The sequence below is a fragment of the Mycobacterium sp. 852002-51152_SCH6134967 genome (genome assembly GCF_001667105.1).
Taxonomy (GTDB): Bacteria; Actinomycetota; Actinomycetes; order Mycobacteriales; family Mycobacteriaceae; genus Mycobacterium; species Mycobacterium neumannii_A.
On sequence record NZ_LZIK01000025.1, the window covers coordinates 92,784 to 111,780 of the forward strand.

15 protein-coding genes are annotated in these 18,997 nt (G+C 62.4%); 6 read left to right on the forward strand and 9 right to left on the reverse strand.

Annotation, left to right across the window (positions count from 1 at the left end):
• Nucleotides 1–14 precede the first annotated feature (14 nt).
• The 8 genes from A5790_RS08600 to A5790_RS08635 form a co-directional block, all read right to left on the reverse strand.
• Entirely contained in the window at nucleotides 15–668 is a 654-nt protein-coding gene (locus A5790_RS08600; RefSeq protein ID WP_005086585.1) for a transglutaminase family protein, read from the reverse strand.
• Nucleotides 665–2,122, reverse strand: coding sequence for a cytochrome P450 (locus A5790_RS08605; RefSeq protein ID WP_005086587.1), 1,458 nt, complete (start codon nucleotides 2,120–2,122; stop codon nucleotides 665–667). Before A5790_RS08605 ends, A5790_RS08600 begins: the two co-directional genes overlap by 4 nt.
• A 115-nt stretch (nucleotides 2,123–2,237) precedes the next feature.
• Complete coding sequence (locus A5790_RS08610) at nucleotides 2,238–3,767, reverse strand: NAD(P)/FAD-dependent oxidoreductase (protein WP_005086589.1); 1,530 nt, start codon at nucleotides 3,765–3,767, stop codon at nucleotides 2,238–2,240.
• 76 nt (nucleotides 3,768–3,843) lie between these two features.
• On the reverse strand, nucleotides 3,844–4,809 hold the full coding sequence (locus tag A5790_RS08615) for an alpha/beta hydrolase (RefSeq protein WP_016895701.1): 966 nt from the start codon (nucleotides 4,807–4,809) through the stop codon (nucleotides 3,844–3,846).
• Nucleotides 4,806–6,323: an NAD(P)/FAD-dependent oxidoreductase gene (locus A5790_RS08620; RefSeq protein WP_005086591.1), complete on the reverse strand. Its 1,518-nt coding sequence runs from the start codon at nucleotides 6,321–6,323 to the stop codon at nucleotides 4,806–4,808. The genes A5790_RS08615 and A5790_RS08620 overlap by 4 nt, the downstream gene beginning before the upstream one ends.
• A gap of 44 nt (nucleotides 6,324–6,367) precedes the next feature.
• Nucleotides 6,368–7,861 (reverse strand): NAD(P)/FAD-dependent oxidoreductase, encoded by a 1,494-nt coding sequence (locus A5790_RS08625; RefSeq protein ID WP_005086592.1) that lies wholly within the window; start codon nucleotides 7,859–7,861, stop codon nucleotides 6,368–6,370.
• A complete protein-coding gene (locus A5790_RS08630) occupies nucleotides 7,858–8,781 on the reverse strand; it encodes a hypothetical protein (protein ID WP_005086594.1) in 924 nt (307 codons plus the stop codon). Before A5790_RS08630 ends, A5790_RS08625 begins: the two co-directional genes overlap by 4 nt.
• A 13-nt stretch (nucleotides 8,782–8,794) precedes the next feature.
• On the reverse strand, nucleotides 8,795–9,649 hold the full coding sequence (locus A5790_RS08635) for an SDR family NAD(P)-dependent oxidoreductase (protein ID WP_005086595.1): 855 nt from the start codon (nucleotides 9,647–9,649) through the stop codon (nucleotides 8,795–8,797).
• A gap of 197 nt (nucleotides 9,650–9,846) precedes the next feature.
• Here A5790_RS08635 and A5790_RS08640 point away from each other — a divergent pair, with 197 nt between their 5' ends.
• Nucleotides 9,847–10,410, forward strand: coding sequence for a TetR/AcrR family transcriptional regulator (locus A5790_RS08640; protein ID WP_005131302.1), 564 nt, complete (start codon nucleotides 9,847–9,849; stop codon nucleotides 10,408–10,410).
• A 183-nt stretch (nucleotides 10,411–10,593) separates the two neighbouring features.
• Here the strand turns inward: A5790_RS08640 and A5790_RS08645 are convergent, their stop codons facing one another.
• Nucleotides 10,594–11,463, reverse strand: coding sequence for a metal-dependent hydrolase (locus tag A5790_RS08645; RefSeq protein ID WP_005086597.1), 870 nt, complete (start codon nucleotides 11,461–11,463; stop codon nucleotides 10,594–10,596).
• 68 nt (nucleotides 11,464–11,531) lie between these two features.
• Here A5790_RS08645 and A5790_RS08650 point away from each other — a divergent pair, with 68 nt between their 5' ends.
• The 5 genes from A5790_RS08650 to A5790_RS08670 all read left to right on the forward strand — a co-directional run bounded on the left by A5790_RS08650 (nucleotide 11,532) and on the right by A5790_RS08670 (nucleotide 18,987).
• On the forward strand, nucleotides 11,532–12,206 hold the full coding sequence (locus tag A5790_RS08650) for a TetR/AcrR family transcriptional regulator (protein WP_005086598.1): 675 nt from the start codon (nucleotides 11,532–11,534) through the stop codon (nucleotides 12,204–12,206).
• Between the two features lie 351 nt (nucleotides 12,207–12,557).
• Nucleotides 12,558–14,159 carry an acyl-CoA carboxylase subunit beta gene (locus A5790_RS08655; RefSeq protein ID WP_005086599.1) on the forward strand — a complete coding sequence of 534 codons (1,602 nt, stop codon included), beginning with the start codon at nucleotides 12,558–12,560 and terminating at the stop codon, nucleotides 14,157–14,159.
• Nucleotides 14,160–14,164: 5 nt separating this feature from the next.
• Nucleotides 14,165–16,198, forward strand: a complete 2,034-nt coding sequence (locus tag A5790_RS08660; RefSeq protein ID WP_005116476.1) for a biotin carboxylase N-terminal domain-containing protein — start codon at nucleotides 14,165–14,167, stop codon at nucleotides 16,196–16,198.
• 54 nt (nucleotides 16,199–16,252) lie between these two features.
• On the forward strand, nucleotides 16,253–17,407 hold the full coding sequence (locus A5790_RS08665) for an acyl-CoA dehydrogenase family protein (protein ID WP_005086601.1): 1,155 nt from the start codon (nucleotides 16,253–16,255) through the stop codon (nucleotides 17,405–17,407).
• A 26-nt stretch (nucleotides 17,408–17,433) separates the two neighbouring features.
• Nucleotides 17,434–18,987, forward strand: a complete 1,554-nt coding sequence (locus tag A5790_RS08670) for a long-chain fatty acid--CoA ligase (RefSeq protein WP_005086603.1) — start codon at nucleotides 17,434–17,436, stop codon at nucleotides 18,985–18,987.
• Nucleotides 18,988–18,997: the final 10 nt, after the last annotated feature.

Below are 18,997 nucleotides of genomic sequence, written 5' to 3' on the forward strand. Positions count from 1 at the left end.
CGTGTAGTGCCCTTTCAGGCGAAGAGGTCGGGACGGCTGTTCGGCTGATCGATGAATGTGCCGTAATGCGTTCTCAGTGCTTGCAGGATGTCTGCTAGGGGTAGATCGTCGTAGGCTCCCCGGTCGCGCAGATACTCCATGTGCTGGGTGCCGTCAGCGGTGAAACCATGGAGTAGCGCGTCGCTACGGCCGTCGAACTCGATCGGCGAGACACCGAAGCGTGCGCACAGCTCGCGATTGAACGCCGGGGTGGCCTTTACCCACGCACCGTTGAGGAACATGAGACTGTAGCCGTGGTAGACGAAAACGTCGCTACCACCCATCCGCTCGCGCAATGCCTTGGTCTGGAGGTGGTTTCGGACGTCGGCGAACCCCAGCCGCGCCGGGATTCCCGCCGCTCGGCACGCTGCAGTCAAGAGCACGGCCTTCGGGACGCAGTAGGCCCGTTCTGCGGTCGCGACGGTGCTGGCGCGATACGCGTGCGGGTTGTCGGTCACCGTGTAGGGGTCGTACCAAATGGAGTCACGGACCGCGGTGAAGATGGCGATGGCCTTCTCGGTGTCGCCGCAGGCATCACGGATCGTCGATGACACGAAGTCACGTACCGAATCTTGTTGCCAGTCAAGAAACTCCGTGGGTTCGAGGTAGGGCCTGTGGTCGACGGTCATCGGCGCTTCAACTGCAACGGAAGTCCGTCCACCGGAATGGGCAGGGAGGTGTTGTCCCATCGGACGTGATAGTTCTCCGGCACCGTCCAGGTGAGCGAACGCAGCATCCTGTGCAGGATTGCTTTGACCTCGAGCGTCCCGAATTGCATGCCGATGCACTTGTGCGCTCCACCTCCGAACGGAACCCAGGCGAATCGGTGGTGTTGGTCTTCGCGCCGAGGCTCGTCGAAACGTGAGGGATCGAACCGCCCCGGATCACTCCAGATCGTTCGATCGAAGTGATTTACGGCAGGCGTTATAGCGCATAACGTGTTCGAGGGGATGTGATATCCATCGATGGCGACATCTCGAACCGTCTTGCGCATCACCAGCGGAACAGGTGCAAGCAGTCTGAGCGCTTCCTTGATCACGAGGTCGATGACCGTCATCTTCTCCAGGGCCTCGATGTCCGGCAACCCGTCACCGATGGCCGCGGCTTCCGCAGCCGCAGCCTCCTGCCACTGCGGATACTTGGCAAGGAAATAGGTGACCGCTGTGGTGGTGATCGTCGAGGTGTCGTGGGCCGCCATCATCAAGAAGATCATGTGATTCACCACATCCTCGTCGGAAAACCGCTCCCCGTCTTCGGTCGTGGCTTGACAGAGAGCAGCGAACAGATCCTCCGTTTCACCGGCTCGCGCGGCCGGCAGATGCCGGAAGAAGTAGTCCTCCAAAACGCGCCGCCCTTGCACACCAGCGCGGAATCTGGTTCCCGGAAGCGGAGCACGCACAAGGGAACTCGCCGCCCGGACCGTAGCGACGAACGCCTTGTTGACAGCATCGCTCTCGTCCTTGCCGCGGCCGCCCATGAAGACGTCGGTAGCGATGTCGAGGGTGAGTTCCTTCAACAGTGGGTAGATTCGAACCGACGGGCCCACCGGCCACGCAGGCACTGCCGAGCGAACGCATGGCGTTACCTGTTCGACGTATCCGGTCAGGCGCGGACGCGTAAACGCCTCCTGCATGATGCGCCGGTGCATCAAGTGCTCGTCGAAGCTCATGAGCATCAAACCGCGATGGAAGAAGGCGTCGATCAGGAAGGACCAGCCATCCTGAGAGAATGCCTTCGCTTCGCTCGTGAACGCCTCTCGAGTGGCGTCAGGGCCGGCGATGACCACCATCTTGGTGCCGAACGCGCCCATCCACGACACCGAACCCAGACGGTCGTAGCGCTCTCGACTGAAATCCGAGCCGAATCGGATGTAGTCGAGCGTGTGACCTACGAAGGGCAGTCCGGCATCCCCCCGGACGGCTTTCAATCCACTGCCCGCGGGTGCCGGTGCCAGTTCACGAACCGGCCAGTCCCGGCTCCATCGACGCCATCTGTCGTCGACGGCGTGAGGCGCGGGGACCATGATCACAGAGGACAACCGCTCCTTCACGTGGTGCGCAGGTGCGAGAAGGTGATTCGTCATGGTTCCTCCTGGACGCTGGGCCGCTTTGACGGCGTCCACCAGTCTTTACAAAGATGCCATTGATGTCAATATCTAGACATTATTGGCCTAGCGGTTAAGTGCGCGTCTCGTGCCCTTAGTCGGCCAGGCTCGGTTCTGCAGGGTCTCCGACCTTTAGACGCCCGACGTTTCTCAAGACGTAATCGCCGCTGTGCGGCTTCCGGGTAAGGAGTCGATAAACCAAGGTAGGCCCCGGCCAGTTCGTCGGGATTTCCCCGCTCGAGGTTCGATACCAGCTCGCACACAGCGCCCACACCGACCTCCGTAGTCGCCTTCTCAAGCGCGTGTTGTAGCGTTGCGCGCTCTCCGCCCTGACATCGATCGCATGACCCGGATGAGCAGCCACGGCTTTGATGAGCGTTGCGATGTGACGGACTTGTGACTCGATCATGTAGAGGATCGACCCCGAGCCCACATTCGTGTTGGGACCATAAAGCAGGAACAGGTTCGGGAACATGGGGACAGTGATGCCCAGATATGCGTACGCCTGGGTCTTCCAACCCTCGGCCAAGGAGACTCCGCGAGAGCCGCGCACGGACATCGGGGCGAGAAAATCGGTGGCGCGAAACCCGGTTCCGTAGATCACGACATCTGCAGGACGAAACTTTCCATCCACGGTCTTGACACCGTTGTCGCAGAGCTCTGCGATAGCCTTCGGCACCAACGACACGCGATCACTCGCGATTGCTGGATAGTAATCATTCGAGAACAGCACTCGCTTGCACCCTGGCGCGTCCGAAGGCATCAATTGCTCGCGCAAAGATGGGCTAGCAACCTGCCGATGTAGGTGGCGGCGCGCGATCGCACCGAGGACGCGTGAGAGGGGCTTCGCGTCGACTAGCGTCACAGCGAGCAACTCGAAAATTAGCCATACCGCGAAACGCTCGAGGCGCAGCGCCATCGGCAATAACTCGCTCACCCTGTCGTGAAGGACTCCATACCTGCTGTCCCACTTCGGCAAGATCCACGGAGCCGTGCGCTGATATAGCGTGACATGCTCCGCCTCCTGGGCGATGTGTGGCACGAATTGGATGGCACTAGCTCCTGTGCCGATGACGGCTACTTGCTTGCCGCGAAGCGAAACCGATCGGTCCCAACGCGCCGAATGAAAGCGCGGCCCCTGGAAGGTGTCTGCGTCGGCAATAACGGGTACGTGGGGCAAGGAGAGCTGACCCACGGCCGAGACGACGACATCGCAGGTTATTGTCTCGTTCGAGTTCGTAACCAGGGTCCAACGCCCTGGCTGGTCATCGAAGGTCATTGCGACAACTTCGGTCTGGGTACGCAGATGCGCGGCCAGTCCGCCACTCTCCACGAGTTGTTGGAGGTACTTGAGTATCTCGGGCTGCTCGGCATATCGCCGTGACCAACGAGGATTGGGCTTGTACGAGAGTGAGTACAACGCTGACGGCACGTCGCAGGCCGCTCCCGGATAGGTGTTGTCACGCCAAACACCCCCGATGTCTGCAGCCTTTTCCAGGATCGTGAAGTTCGTGAACCCGTCCTTCTTCAGCCGGTGGGCCATCGCAACCCCGGCGAAGCCGGCCCCGATGATCACGATCGACGGATCGTACGCGCGACAGGCCGTCGCGAAGTTGCTGCTCATGAGGCAGAGACGACTGACTTCACGCTGCGGCGGTCGAGGTGGTGTAGGTGTAGGAGCATTGCCTGTTCGGACACTTTCACCTGACTTCCGAGGCTTCAAGGAAGCGTCCCGCTCGATGAATCGCGTCTCGGGCTTCGGGAAGAATCCGGAACATAGCCTGGAATACATGGATCTGTCCCCGGTATACCTGGATGTCGACGTGGGATCCAGCTGATTGAAGTCGCTCGGCGAGACGGCGCGAGTCATCGATCAACATTTCTCTCCCGCCCACCTGAATGAGGATCGGCGGCATCGAGGTGAGGTCCGCGTCAAGCACGCTGAGGCGCGGATCTCCGCGATCTGCGCCACCTACGTAGAGGTCAAGAGCGCGCGCCGCTGATTGAGCGGAGGCAAAAGGATCCCGGCGGCGAAGTTCACGCGCTCTGGCAAGTTCGCACCTGAGATCCAGGACGGGAGACATCAGCAGCATCGCATCAGGGAGCGGCAATCCAACTGCACGAGCGCCCAAGGCCGTGGCCATCGTGAGCTGACCGCCCGCTGAATCGCCGGCAACCGCGACGGTGCGCTGACAAGAACCCGGGGACCCTCCGCTGGTAAGCCAGCGATACGCATTCAGCGCATCGTCCGCGGCTGCGGGATAGGGATACCGCGGGGCAAGACGATACTTCACTGCGAAGATGGGGCGCCCGCTCGCCGAGGCGAGTTCACCAAGAAGACCGCGGTGCGTCTCCGGCGAGCACATAGAATAGGCGCCGCCGTGGATGTACAGCAAAGGGTTGGCATGCGGATTAATGGCAGGCGTGGTGATCCAGTCCCCACGAACCGGGCCTCCGGCGAATACAGTGTCAACCTTGCGCACTGTGACGCCGCGCCGAGGCCGTGAGGCTACGAGCGCTGTTCGAAGCACGCGATCCATCACCGCAAGTCCGTAGGCGTTTGATGGCATCAGCTGCGCCAGTGGCCGCAGCGTGGTTCGCGAGGACATCGCGACGAGATGACTGGCAAGACTGGGCTGCCAGTCAGGGGCATCCATTCTGGTCACCGGGGACACACCTCTTCGGGCCGATTCTCGAATCGGTAGTCCGAGAGGCGAAAGGTGCGGCTCCGCCAATAGGTCTCCAGAGTCGTTGATGGACGGAGTGGAACGTCACCGTGCCTGTCGAAGTAGTAGCTGTTGGCACTGGAACAGCTCGGCTGCCAGAAAACCTGTCTGTGACGCCGCCTTAGCACTTCGGCGAAATAACGGTCGTTCGCCTCCTTCTTGACCTCCACCCAGTTAGCACCCAGCGCCCGCGCGCGACGAAGACACCGGACGATGTGCCGACTCTGCGCCTCGATGAGCGTGAAGTACGAGGAACCGTTGTAGCCGTACGGGCCGAAGATGTTGAAATGATTCGGAAATCCCGGGACGCTCACCCCTTCGAAGGCCTGCAGTCGATGCTCGCCCCACCATGTAGCCTGCTCCAGCCCGCCGCGTCCCTTCAATACGTAAGTAGGCATGTTGCCCGACTCCATCACTTTGAAGCCGGTGGCCAGGATCAAGACGTCAATGGGATGAGCTTTGCCGTCTCGAGTATGGACGGATGCATGGTCGATATGGGTTATGCCGCTCGTCTCGAGCGAAACGTTGGACCGGTTGTAGGTTGCGAGATAGGAATTGTGGAAGCTGGGTCGTTTACAGCCCAACGAGTAGCGCGGAATGAGTTGTTCTCTCGTCGTCGGGTCATGGACCTCACGCCGCATGTACCGCTTTGCGGCGCTCTCCATGACATCGGCGAACGGTATCACCGTATGAAAGTGAGCGGCGATTGGGAAAGTGATTTCCACGAACGCCTGGCTGGCGGTCCGGGTCGCCAATTGTGCCCCCGGCAGGAAATGTAGAAGCCTTCCACCCCACGTCGGTATGGGGAAGTCTGGCTTCGGCAGACAATAAATTGGAGTTCGCTGAAATACCGTCAGACTCTCTGCTTTCTTTGCGACTTCGGGTATCAGTTGCACCGCCGATGCACCGGTACCGATTACTGCAACCCTCTTCCCGCTGAGATCTTTGGCATTGTCCCATCTAGCCGTGTGGAGCGTAACGCCGGCGAAATCTCGCACCCCCTTGATTTCAGGCCACTTTGGCCGACTGAGAACGCCGGAGCAATTTATCACGAAGCGTGCCGTGAACTCCTCACCATTGGCACTGGTCAAATGCCACCGTGTTGCGTTCTCGTCGAAACAAGCCTCGGTAATGGTTGTGTTGAAACGAATATGGTCCCAGAGCCGATACTTTTCAACACATCGCTCGGCATAGGCTTTGAGCTCATTGCCGTGGGCGTACGTGCGCGACCAAGAGGGCCGCATTTCGTATGAGAATTGATAACTGAACGACGGTATATCGACAGCGATACCCGGGTAGGTGTTCCAGTGCCACGTACCACCTACGCCATCGGCGTCATCAACCATCAAGAAGTCGGTAAATCCCGCCTTCATCAAGCTAATGCCAGACCCGATGCCGGAAAATCCAGCTCCTATGATAATTATCTCGTAATTACGGTCGGACTTGCGATCCATTCCTGTATTTCACCGTTCTGACGGTCAGCCTTGCAAACTTGTATTCAGAGTGATTGCGTCAGCTCGACGTGTGTATCGTCGCGCCGGGTTATCACGTAATCATGAGGATCCAAGCGGGATAGTTCTCTCATAAACTGGGTCGCGAAACCTGGGTACATCGTGCCGTTGTAGCCGTCCTCGGTCAAATACCAACTGCTGCACCCCGAATTCCAAGTCGTTCGTCGAAGGCGGCGCTGAATTTCGGAGTGATAGCGGTCCTGACGATCCTCCCTCACATCCAAAGTGCCGATGTCATTTTGCTGAAGGAGCTTGATCGCCTTGACTATATAGTCAATTGCAGCCTCCATATATACGAGCGCCGAGTTGTGGCCTGGCCCCGAATTCGGTCCGAAAGTGAAGAATAAGTTCGGATACCCGGCCACGCTCACGCTCTTGAAGGCAAATGTCCCCTGAGACCATTCATCGCCGAGCTTCCGACCGCCGAGGCCGCTAATCGGGAACGGGGTGCCACGTTTGGCCACATCGAAGCCAGTGGCAAATACGATACAGTCCACTTCGTGCTCGACACCGTCGGCGGTCCGAACACCGTTGGGTGACAATGTGGCGATCGGCCAGCTGATCAGCTTGCAGTTATCCGCCTGTAGCGCAGGGTAATAATCACTGGTCATGAGCATGCGCTTGCATCCAGGCCTGAAATGGGGCGTCAACTGACGTCTCAACCAGGAGTCTTTCACCTGCCGACGGAGATGAGCCTTGGCCGCCAGCTGTATCGCGGACGTCGCGGCGGTGTTCCAGACCATACCCACTGCCATCACTTCGTGGGCCCAAAACCACGCGTCGCGGAGCGCTTGTTCGCTCACCGGCAGGTGTGTGAAGGTCGAACGCGCCCAGGCCGGATGCCTGAAGTTCACCCTGGGCAACACCCAGCCGGGCGTTCTCTGGAAGACTTTGACCGAGGCAGCCGACTTTACGAGCTCGGGAATGATCTGAACCGCGCTCGCGCCTGTCCCGATGACTGCAACCCTCTTACCGCCGAGATCGTAGCCATGGTCCCATCGAGCGCTGTGGATCTTTTTTCCACCGTACGAGTCAATACCCCGAATATCGGGAAAGCTGGCGTTGGCAAGTGGTCCACTGGCCATCACAACTGACCGGGTGTGATACCGCTTTCCATCTGCCGTGTCGGCCATCCAGATGCCGGCACTCTCATCGAATTCCAAGGCAGTCACGTCGGTATCAAACTGGATGAACCGGGCAAGATCGTACTTGGCGACCATATCGTCGATATATTCGAGGATCTCAGCGCTCCCCGAGTAGGTACGAGTCCAGCCCGGATTCGGCTCGAACGAGTAGGAGTAGAGAAGCGAGGGAATATCGCAGGCCGCACCGGGATAAGTATTGTCTCGCCAGGTGCCTCCGACGCGATCTGACCGTTCCAGGATGACCAAGTCATCCGTGCCCTCTTGAAGCAGTCTGATCGCCGCACCGATACCTGCGAACCCGGCGCCGACGATCAACGTCGTCGTGGTGCCTGTCATTTGGCAACCGGTTCGTAGGTCAGTTCGTCCGTCCAGGATGGCGGCCGACCGAAAATCTGAACAGGGAAAACATCGATCGCATTGCCAAGGCGCTGAGACACGAAGTGCAGAGGCTGGGACCGCTTGATGGACGACGACATGTGCGCCTTCAAGATGTGATAGCCGGGCACCCTCCGCGTATGCTCACTGCGATCGCCGACATTGGCATACCGCGTCACTGCGTTGTATAACTTCTCCTCGGACAGACCCATAGCGTTGAGATTCATCAACATGCGCGTCAGGAGCGGGATATACAGCAAAGCGCCGGTGAGAATTCGCGGGTCGACAAGAGCACCCGCAGTTTGAATGGCGTGGATTCGCATCGGGCTGGCGCCCAGGTCATTCAAGACCTGGAAGCCAACCGCGAGATGCCTTGATTCGTCGCTGTTGACCTTGTTGAACACCTCCCCGCACACAGGGTCGTCAACCTCATCGAGGAGAAACTTCAGCAGCGCTCCATCGAGCGCAGTCTCCAGTGCCGGAATCGCGGCCCCGATGACGGTCAGGGGCAGGGCTTCCGCATAACGGTCCAGCCATTCGATGACCAGCCGAATATTCTTGTTCGGGACCGGTTTCTCGCCTTCCTCGAGCATGCCCCAGCGACGCATCAAGGCAAGTTCGGCATTGGCGTGACGCTGCTCCTCGGCGTGAAAGTAACGGTAAATGTCTCCGAGCGCTTCGAATGGCGCCTTTGGAGCCATCGCGGCGAAGGCACGTGCTCCAACATGCTCAATCCACACCACGTCGGACATGAATTGCTTGAGTTTGGGACGCTGTTCATCGGTGATCAGTTCCGCGCCAGGGGCGTTCCAATCGATATCGGCAAGAGCCCATTGCTTGTTTTTGATTGTCTCGAGCATGTCACTGTATGCGAAAGCCATTTTCCCTGCTCCTCTACTCGGCTGAATCGTTCCATGAGGCCATGCGCTCCACGAGGCCCAGCGTGCGAGTAAAGGGGCCGGGTAGGGCTCTCTTGAGTTGCCACAAGACTTTGGCATCGAGTTGGGGTACTACATAAATTTGTCCGCGATCGTGCGCGTTCAACGTCGTTCGAGCAACGTGCTGTGGCGAAATGCCGGTCCATTTCATCAGGTTGGCCGCGAGTCTTGCAGCCGCCTCGTCGATTTGAGGATTGTTGACGATGTTCGTCTTCACGAAGGTGGGGCAAAGCACTGTGACGTTGATGTCAGTACCGCTCAGTTCGGCCGCCAATGTCTCCGACAGAGCGAGCACCCCGGCCTTGCTCACGTTGTAAGCCGCCATCCGAGGGGCCGAGCCAAAGCTCGCTGCCGACGCCACATTGATGACTCCGCCATGCCCATTGCTGCGGAGCCGAGGCACAAAAGTCTCGCAGCCGTAGATAACGCCCCAGAGGTTGACAGAAATCGCCGCGTTCCAGTCCTCGATCGACGTCGCGCCGATGCGGTTGCCGCCCGCACCGATTCCGGCGTTGTTGATGACGAGGCTCGCAGCCTTCTCGAACCAGTCTTCGCTCACATCAGCGAGGTTGCGGACCTGCTCAAGATCGGTGACATCGCATGCGATGTCGAAGCCCTCGCCGCCAGCCTGCCTCACCAACTCTGCCGACTCTTTTGCAGTGACGGGATCTTTGTCGGCGCACACCACGCGTCCACCTCGGCGCGCAAGCTCCACGGCGAATGCGCGGCCGATACCGCTTCCTGCGCCCGTGACGACTGCATCGGCGCGGTGCGTTCTGCCTGGTGCGCCGCCGAAGGGCAGCAATCTCATCCGTCTGCCTTTCGGGTCGCGACATGGACGTCTGCTGTGGGGAAACTCTCATCTGGGGGCACCAGCCACCATTGGTGTCGCATGCCACCAGTTTGGTGGTGGAACGAGCACCTTGTCAAGATGGAGAGGTGCGGTCGAGAAACAAGCGCTGGGGTGGTCGGACCGGGGCCGAGCGTCGTGCCGAGCGACGGCAGCAATTGATCGAGGCCGCAACCGAGATTTGGAGTGAGAGCGGTTGGGCCGCGGTCACTATGCGCGGCGTATGCGCCCGCACAGGGCTGAACGATCGATACTTCTACGAGGGCTTCAAGACGCGCGATGAGCTGCTCGTTGCTGCGTGGGATGGCGTCCGCAATGACATGCTCGGCGAGGTCGCCGCGCTCTTCAACGAGCGTGCGAATCGGCCGCCGATCGAAACCATCACCGCGGCGATCACCATCGTGGTCGACCGGATCGCACGCGATCCCGGCCGGGCACGCATCCTCCTCGCTCAGCATGTCGGTAGCTCACCGCTACAAGACCGCCGCGCCGTGGCGCTACAGGAAGCAACGCAGTTGGTCGTTGAGGCAAGCCGGCCACACCTCCGACAAGATGCCGACGAGATAGCCCTTCGCATGGACACCCTGATCGCTGTCGGGGGATTCGTCGAAGTCATCACCGCCTGGCACTCCGGTTTGCTTGCGGTGACCGAGAAAGAAGTGGTCGCGCACACCAGCAGACTTGCTGAAACCCTGGCTCAACGCTATGTCATCAGCGACTGATCGAGGCTCACAACAGGGCCAGCCAGCCCCGTGGCGATCGCTGCGAACCGCATTTGCGGGTCCGACCGCCACCTTCACCGGCCACCGAGCACCGAATCCGTGAGTCGACCGACGCGTCGCACCCTGTTCGGAAGGAGCGACGCAGGAACGGTGCTCCTGCGTCGCCGCACTTCCGCATCTTTGCTATCCCGACGAAGCGATAACTCGCTGTGAACCGTCTTGGTCGAACAGTTCTTTGCTCCAATGCTCCAGGACCGCGGCGCTGTCCCAATCATCAGGATGGAAACCCGGGCGATTGTAGGAACGGAAACGCCGCAGCGCATCGGCGGTGAACATCGGGGTGCGACTGAAGCGGTACAGACTGCGCACCAACGTGACCGGGTTATATGAGGCTTTGTCAGCGGCCATGGACAGGGCAGTCTGCAGAATGAGTTCGCCGAACAGAATTACTGAAGCGATCCGCATGCCGCGTACACGGGTGCGCTCGGTTCCTCCCACGAGCCGATAGACATCGAAGGCAACCGCTTTGTGCTCCGACTCCTCGAAGGCATGCCACAGCAGAATCGGTCGAACCTCTGTCTGTCCGATGAGCTTCTGGGCGTCTTCGCTGGTAAGAATGATTTCTGCCAGCGTAGCGGTGTAGTGCTCCAACGCGGAGGTCATGGACAGCCGCATTTCCGGCGAAAAGCGCCGTTCCAATCGCTTGATCAGGCGTGCGACATGACGGTCGATTCGCGCCGTCGGATACCCCATGACCTGGAGTCGCTCGTTGAGGAGACGATGCTGGTGTCGATGTGTGGCCTCTTGTCCGATGAAACCCTTGACCGCTGTATCCAATTGGGGATCGTCGATGGAGCTCTGGAAGTTCCTGACCGATCGGATGAAGAAATCCTCGCCTTCCGGGAACGTCGCAGAAAGCACCGAGATGAAATGGCTCATCACCAGGTCGCCATCCACGAAGTGTTGCCGCTTCGTGGAGGTCGGCATCGGAAAACGAACACGCCTGGGTTTTGGCAGCACGCGGGTCCTGGTCCGGGCTTGATCTTCCGACACTGGAGGTCCTTCCTCGAAGTTGGATCTGACTTTATGCCTTGTCAGATAAGACTGCCAGACTGTAGGACATGAGTCCAGCACGTGTTTATGGCGGGCTGTCCGCAGCTCAACGCGATGCGCAGCGCCGCGTGATGTTGATTGATGCCGCGGTCTCAATCATGGGCACCCACGGAGCTACCGCGTGCACCGTGACCGCCGTGTGTGCGAAGTCAGGAGTGACGAGCCGGTACTTCTACCAGCAGTTTCGCGACCGAGACGCACTCTTGCGCGCGGTATTTGCCAAGATCTCCGCCACCTTCCAGGCGGTGATAACCAGCGCCATTCCGGACGACACGGTTGCTCCTCAAGAACTCGCTTACGCTCCGATCAAGGCCCTGGTTCAGGTGATCGAGAACGATCCCAGCATGGCCCGCATACTGTTTGTCGAATCGGGCGCAGAACCCCTCCTTCGGCAGCTGCGAAGCGAGCTGATGACCGATTTTGCGGAGCTGGTGCTCAGAGAGGCCCGCTTGCACCTCGATATACCCAGCGAGGTGCTTCAAGTCGCAGATCTCGCCGCCACCTACGGTGTCGGGGGCCTGTTCGAGATACTCCGTCGCTGGATAGACGGACAACTGAACCTCTCGACTGAAATGCTTATCGAGCACTGTGCGGGTTTTCTCGGCAGTCTCGGCCTATATACCCTCGGGCAGGCGCCTGATCAGGCCGCTCCGCGGCTGGCCGCAGTTGACGAGACCCGATAGATTCTGACCGACCCGGATTTATATACGACTCGGTTGGCTGAGGCGCATGGCGCGACGCTGATAATCACTGCTGGCGTTCACCCGAGATCGCGACCGTAGACTCCACGCGCGCCGGACGAGGAACTCGATACGACCTAGCAAGGGCCCTGTGTGTGCCGTCGCGCCCGCAGTCAATTCCTTTGATCGCTCGATCTGCAGCGAAGCGCACCGCTTCGATCCATCGCGCTTCGACGGAATCGCGGCGCGGGAAACAAATCTGACGCAAGCCCTGCCGCCGTTGTCACCTGATGTTAATTGCGGCTAACATCAGCGCCTAGCAGATGACGTCGATGCTCGCCCGGAGGGAAAATTTTGGTACAGGTCTTGCCCGACCGGGTCGACGACACCGCGCCCGGGTATCTCAAGAACCGCGAAGGACTGAGCGCGCAACTCCACACCATCGTGGAGCAACTGGCGCTGGTCAACGGCGGCGGAGGCGCGAAATACGTTGCGCGCCACCGCAAGCGGGGCAAGCTGCTCGTCCGCGAGCGCATCGAGCTGATGCTCGACCCCGACACGGCGTTCCTCGAACTATGTCCCTTCGCCGCCTGGGGCAGTAAGTTCCCCGTCGGCGGTAGCGTGGTGGTCGGCATCGGCGTAGTCGAGGGCATCGAGTCGATGATCATCGCCCACGACCCCACCGTCCGCGGCGGCGCATCGAACCCCTATACCTTCCGCAAGGTGTTCCGCGGCATGGCCATCGCGCGGGAGAACCGACTGCCCATCATCAACATCGTCGAGTCTGGCGGCGCCGACCTGCCCACACAGGCAGACATCTTCGTGCCCGGCGGACAGCTGTTCCACGACTTGACACAGCACAGCGCAGCGGGGCTGCCGACACTGGCCTTGGTCTTCGGCAACTCCACCGCTGGAGGTGCGTACGTCCCGGGCATGTGCGACTACGTCGTGATGGTTCGCAACCGTTCCAAGGTGTTCCTCGGGGGTCCGCCGCTGGTCAAGATGGCCACGGGCGAGGTCTCCGATGACGAGTCGCTCGGCGGCGCCGACATGCACGCCCGCACCTCGGGGCTGGCCGATTACATGGCCGAGGACGAGCAGGATGCGATCCGCATCGGCCGTCGCATCATGGCGCGGCTCAACTGGCGGAAGAACGGCCCCGGACCCACCACGCCGCCGCACCCACCGGTGCACGACCCCGATCAGCTGCTCGGCATCGCGTCGGTCGATCCGAAGGTGCCCTTCGACCCCCGCGACGTCATCGCCCGAGTGGTCGACGGCTCGGCCTTCGACGAGTTCAAACCTCTCTACGGCACGTCACTCGTCACCGGCTGGGCCTCGATCCACGGCTTCCCAGTCGGCATCCTCGCCAACGCACGGGGCATCCTGTTCAGTGAGGAGGCCGAGAAAGGTTCGCAGTTCATCCAACTGGCAAATCAGATCGACACCCCCCTCATCTTCCTGCAGAACACCACCGGTTTCATGGTCGGTGCCGAGTACGAACAGGGCGGCATCATCAAGGACGGCGCCAAGATGATCAACGCCGTATCCAACAGCACGGTCCCCCACGTGACCATCACCATGGGTGCGTCCTACGGTGCCGGGAACTACGGCATGTGCGGGCGATCGTACTCGCCGCGTTTCCTATTCGCTTGGCCTAACTCGAAGTCGGCCGTGATGGGTCCGGCGCAACTGGCCGGAGTGCTGTCCATCGTGGCGCGCGAGTCCGCCGCCGACCGCGGGCTGCCCTTCGACGAGGAGGCCGACGCCCAGATGCGCGCCGCCGTCGAGGAACAGATCGAGCGCGAATCCGTCGCACTGGCCAACAGCGGCCGACTTTACGACGACGGGATCATCGATCCCCGCGATACGCGGACCGTTCTCGGGTTCTGCCTGTCGGTGATCCACAACGGCGAGGTCCGTGGCCAGCGTGGCTACGGCGTGTTCCGGATGTGATGGCGATGCCCAAGATCCGCAAGGTCCTGGTCGCCAACCGTGGCGAGATCGCGCGGCGGGTGTTCCGCACTTGCCGCGATCTCGGCATCGCCACCGTCGCGGTCTATTCCGACGCCGACGCCGACGCGTGGCACGTCGCCGACGCCGACGAGGCCGTGCACCTTCCCGGCTCGTCTGCCGCTGAGACCTACCTCGACATCCACCGGATCATCGCCGCTGCCTCGCTCACCGGCGCGGACGCAGTACACCCCGGCTACGGCTTCCTTTCGGAAAACGCCGGGTTCGCGCGCGCCTGTGCCGCCGCCGACCTCGTCTTCATCGGTCCGCCGCCCGGGGCGATCGACGCGATGGGCTCGAAGCTGCAGGCCAAGAAGACGATGTCCGACGCGGGGGTGCCTGTGCTGCCCGGTGGCGACACGACGGGGCTATCGGCCGAGCAGCTGGCGAAGCTGGCCGCCGACGTCGGCTACCCCGTGCTGGTCAAGGCCAGCGCCGGCGGCGGTGGCCGAGGCATGCGCATTGTCGCGTCGCCGGACGAGCTCGACGAAGCGGTCACCTCCGCTTCGCGTGAGGCCGCCGCCGCGTTCGCCGACGGCACCGTCTTCCTCGAGCGTTACGTCCAGCGCCCACGCCACGTCGAGATCCAGATCATGGCCGACACGCACGGAAACGTCGTCTCTCTGTTCGAGCGCGAGTGCTCCGTGCAGCGTCGACACCAGAAGGTGATCGAGGAGGCGCCGTCACCGGTCGTCGACGACGCGTTGCGCGCTCGGATGAGCGAGGCCGCCATCGCCGCCGCGCGCGCCGTCGGCTACGTAGGCGCCGGGACGGTCGAGTTCGTCTACGACGCCGCTCAGGATGGCAAAGCCGACTCCTTCGCCTTCCTCGAGATGAACACCCGGCTGCAGGTCGAGCACCCGGTTACCGAGCTGATCACCGGCCTCGACCTGGTGCGTGCCCAGCTGCTCGTAGCCATGGGCCGCCCGCTGCCTGAGGAGATGCACAACCCGCGAATTCGCGGTCACGCGGTCGAGGCCCGTCTGTGCGCCGAGGATCCGGCCGATGACTACCGGCCCTGTACCGGCACCCTGCGCACCTTGGATGTCCCGGCGCTTGCCGGCGTGCGGGTTGACTCGGGTTTTCGTGCCGGTTCGGTCATCAGTCATTACTACGATTCGCTGCTGGCCAAGGTCATCGCGTGGGCACCAACGCGCGACGAGGCACTTGCCAGCCTCTCGGCGGCGCTGGCCGGCGCCCGTATTCACGGCGTGACCACCAATCGCAACCTGCTTGTTCGCGTCCTGCGCCATGACGAGTTCGCCGGGCGGGGCACCGACACTGGGTTCCTTGACCGACACGACGTCGCCCAACTCGGCGCTGCCCTCCCAGACACGCAGTCCGAGCGCCTGCACGCCGTCGCGGCGACCGTGGCCGGGGTGGCCGCGCGGCGTGCCGTCGCAACTCTGCAGGCCACGTTGCCCGCCGGCTGGCGCAACAACCCTTCGCAGCCGCAGACCACGACCTGGCAGACCCAGGGTGGGCGCGAAGTGCGCGTCGGGTACACGTTAGGTTCGACAGGGACCTGCCTGCAGGTCGACGACGAGCCGTTGGCCGACGTCGAGGTTGTCGAGGGCAGTAGCGAGCGGGTGGTGCTGCGCGTCGACGGGGTGCGCCGCACTTATGATGTCGTCCTCGACGGCGATGTTGCCCACCTCGACTCGGTCGCCGGCTACTCCGCCCTGCGGCTGGCGCCACGCTTCGTCGACCCGAGCACTCTCAACCCGCCCGGGTCGCTCACCGCGCCGATGCCGGGCTCGGTGATCCGACTACCGGTCGCCGAGGGCGAGACGGTCTCGGCGGGCCAAACCCTTGTCGTCCTGGAGGCGATGAAGATGGAGCACACCGTCGCGAGCCCGATCGACGGGGTGCTGAGCGCCCTGCCGGTCCAGGTCGGCCATCAGGTCTCGAGCGGTGACGTCCTCGCCGTGGTCGAGGCGGTGGACGGCGGTGAAGTGGCGTCGGACGCCACCGAGCTCTAATGAACCCGGCGCGCTCCCGATCGGTGGCGCGTCGATACCGATGTGAGGAGTGTCATGGAATTGCACGAGACAGAGGAACGTCAGGACCTGCGCAAGGCGGTCGCCGAGATCGCCAAGGACTTCGGACACGAGTACTACCTGGAAAAATCGCTGGCCGGCGCGAAGAGCACCGAGCTGTGGCAGGCCGTGGGCAAACAGGGCTTCCTCGGGGTGAACCTTTCCGAGCAGTACGGCGGCGGCGGCGGCGGCATCTACGACATGCAGATCGTCGGTGAGGAGCTCGCCGCGGCGGGCTGCCCGCTGCTGATGACCGTCGTCTCGCCAACCATCTGCGGCACGATCATCCAGGCATTCGGCAGTGAGGAACTCAAGCAGCAGTGGCTGCCGGGCATCGCCAGCGGCGAGACGATCATGGCATTCGCAATCACCGAGCCGGACGCGGGCTCGAACTCGCACAACATCTCCACGACCGCGAAACGCGACGGCGACGACTGGGTCATCAACGGCACCAAGTACTACATCTCCGGTGTCGACGAAGCCGAAGCGATCCTGGTCGTCACCCGAACGTCTACCAACGACAGTGGTCGCGGACTACTCAGCCTGCTCGTCGTGCCCACCGATGTCCCCGGGCTCACCAAGTCACTCATCCCGGTCCAGGCGGTCACTCCAGAGAAGCAGTTCACTCTATTCTTCGATGACGTCCGCGTGCCGGCCGCCAACCTTATCGGCACGGAGAACGAGGGCCTGCGCCAGGTCTTCATGGGCCTGAACCCGGAGCGAATCATGGGGGCAGCGCTCGGCAACGGCATCGGCCGTTACGCGCTGGATAAAGCCGCCGATTACGCCCGCAACCGCCACGTGTGGGGAGCGCCGATCGGCTCGCACCAGGGCGTATCGCACCCCCTCGCCCACGCCAAGATCCAGGTCGAGCTGGCCCGGTTGATGACCCAGCGTGCCGCCGCCCTGCACGACGCCGGCGATCCGGGGTCGGGTGAGGCGTCGAACATGGCGAAATATGCCGCAGCCGAGGCGGGCATCCTGGCGCTCGACCAGGCGATTCAGACCCACGGCGGCAACGGCATGGCCACCGAGTACGGCCTCGCCACGTTGTGGGGTCCGGCCCGGCTCATGCGCACCGCGCCGATCAGCCGCGAAATGATCCTCAACTTCGTGGCGCAGCACAGCCTGAAACTGCCCGCGTCCTACTGAGTCGCCGCGGACGGAAAGGGAATCGCATGCAACTCGGCATCGGTCAGTGGGTGACCCGGCGCGCCTTCCTCAACGGCGGGCGCACCGCGTTGATCAGCAACGGCGCGCACATCACCTACGCCGACCTCGATCGGCGCACCAACCAGGTCGCCGCCGCACTCATCGCCCTCGGCGTGCGCAAGGGCGATCGGGTCGCGATGCTGCTGGTCAATTCGACCGAGTTCATCCAGGTGCTGCTGGGCTGCGCCAAAATCGGCGCACTTGCAGTTCCGCTCAACGTGCGCCTTGCCGGACCCGAGATCGGCTACATCCTGGCCGACTCAGGCGCCGATGTTCTGGTCTTCCACGAGCCGTTCGCCGCGCAGGCCAAGAGCGCCGTCACCGAGTCCGGAGTCCGCGTGCGCCATGTCGTACGCGCCGGTGGGGCGCCGGCGCCGGGCGAGCTCGGCTACGAAGACGTCGTCTCGGGCGCCGCGCCCGAACCGCTCAACGGTGACGTCGACGGCAGCGACCCCGCGTTCATCATGTACACGTCGGGGACGACGGGCCGACCCAAGGGCGCGATCCTCACCCACGACAACCTGCTATGGAACGCGATCAACGTCCTCGGCACCGACATCGGCCTGCGGGGCGAGGACGTCACCGTCGCGGTGGCGCCGTTGTTCCACATCGGCGGGCTGGGAGTACACACCCTGCCGCTGCTCTACGTCGGCGGCACCAGCGTCATCATGCCGTCCTTCGAGCCGCGAGCTACGCTGCAGGCGATGGCCGACCACCACGTCACGGTTCAGTTCATGGTGCCGGCCATGTGGACCGCTCTCACACAGGTGTCCGACTTCGACTCCTTCAACCTGTCTGCGCTGCGTTTCGCCATGGGCGGCGGGTCGCCCGTCCCCCTCACGGTCATCGACTTCATGCGCGAGCGAGGCGTGCCCTTCACCGAGGGCTTCGGCATGACCGAGACCGCTCCCCTGGTGACCGTCCTCGACGCCGAGAACATCAGCACGCGGGCCGGGTCGATCGGCCGCGTCGCGATGCATGTCGACGCCCGCATCGTCGACGACGACGACCGCGACGTCGCGACCGACACCGTGGGCGAACTGATCGTGCGCGGTCCGAATGTGTTCACCGGCTACTGGATGAAGGCCGATTCGAGCGCCGAGGCGTTGCGCGGGGGCTGGTTCCACACGGGCGATCTCGGGCGCATGGACGCGGAGGGCTTCATCACCCTCGTCGACCGCAAGAAGGACATGATCATCTCCGGCGGCGAGAACGTCTACCCGATCGAGGTCGAGCAGGTCCTCTTCCGCCACCCGGCGGTGTTCGACGCCGCCGTGATCGGCGGTAAGGACGCGAAGTGGGGCGAACGCGTCGTCGCGGTCGTGGTTGCCGACCCGGCGACGCAGGCGCCGAGCGCCGAGGAGATCGTGGCGTGGTGCCGGGAGCGGCTGGCACACTTCAAGTGTCCGCGTGACGTGCACTTCGTCGCCGAACTGCCGCGCAACGCCACCGGCAAGCTGCTCAAGACCGAGCTGCGCGCGCAGTTCACGGGCATCGAGGGCGGAGTCGTTTTGCGCTGAGTCGTGCCGC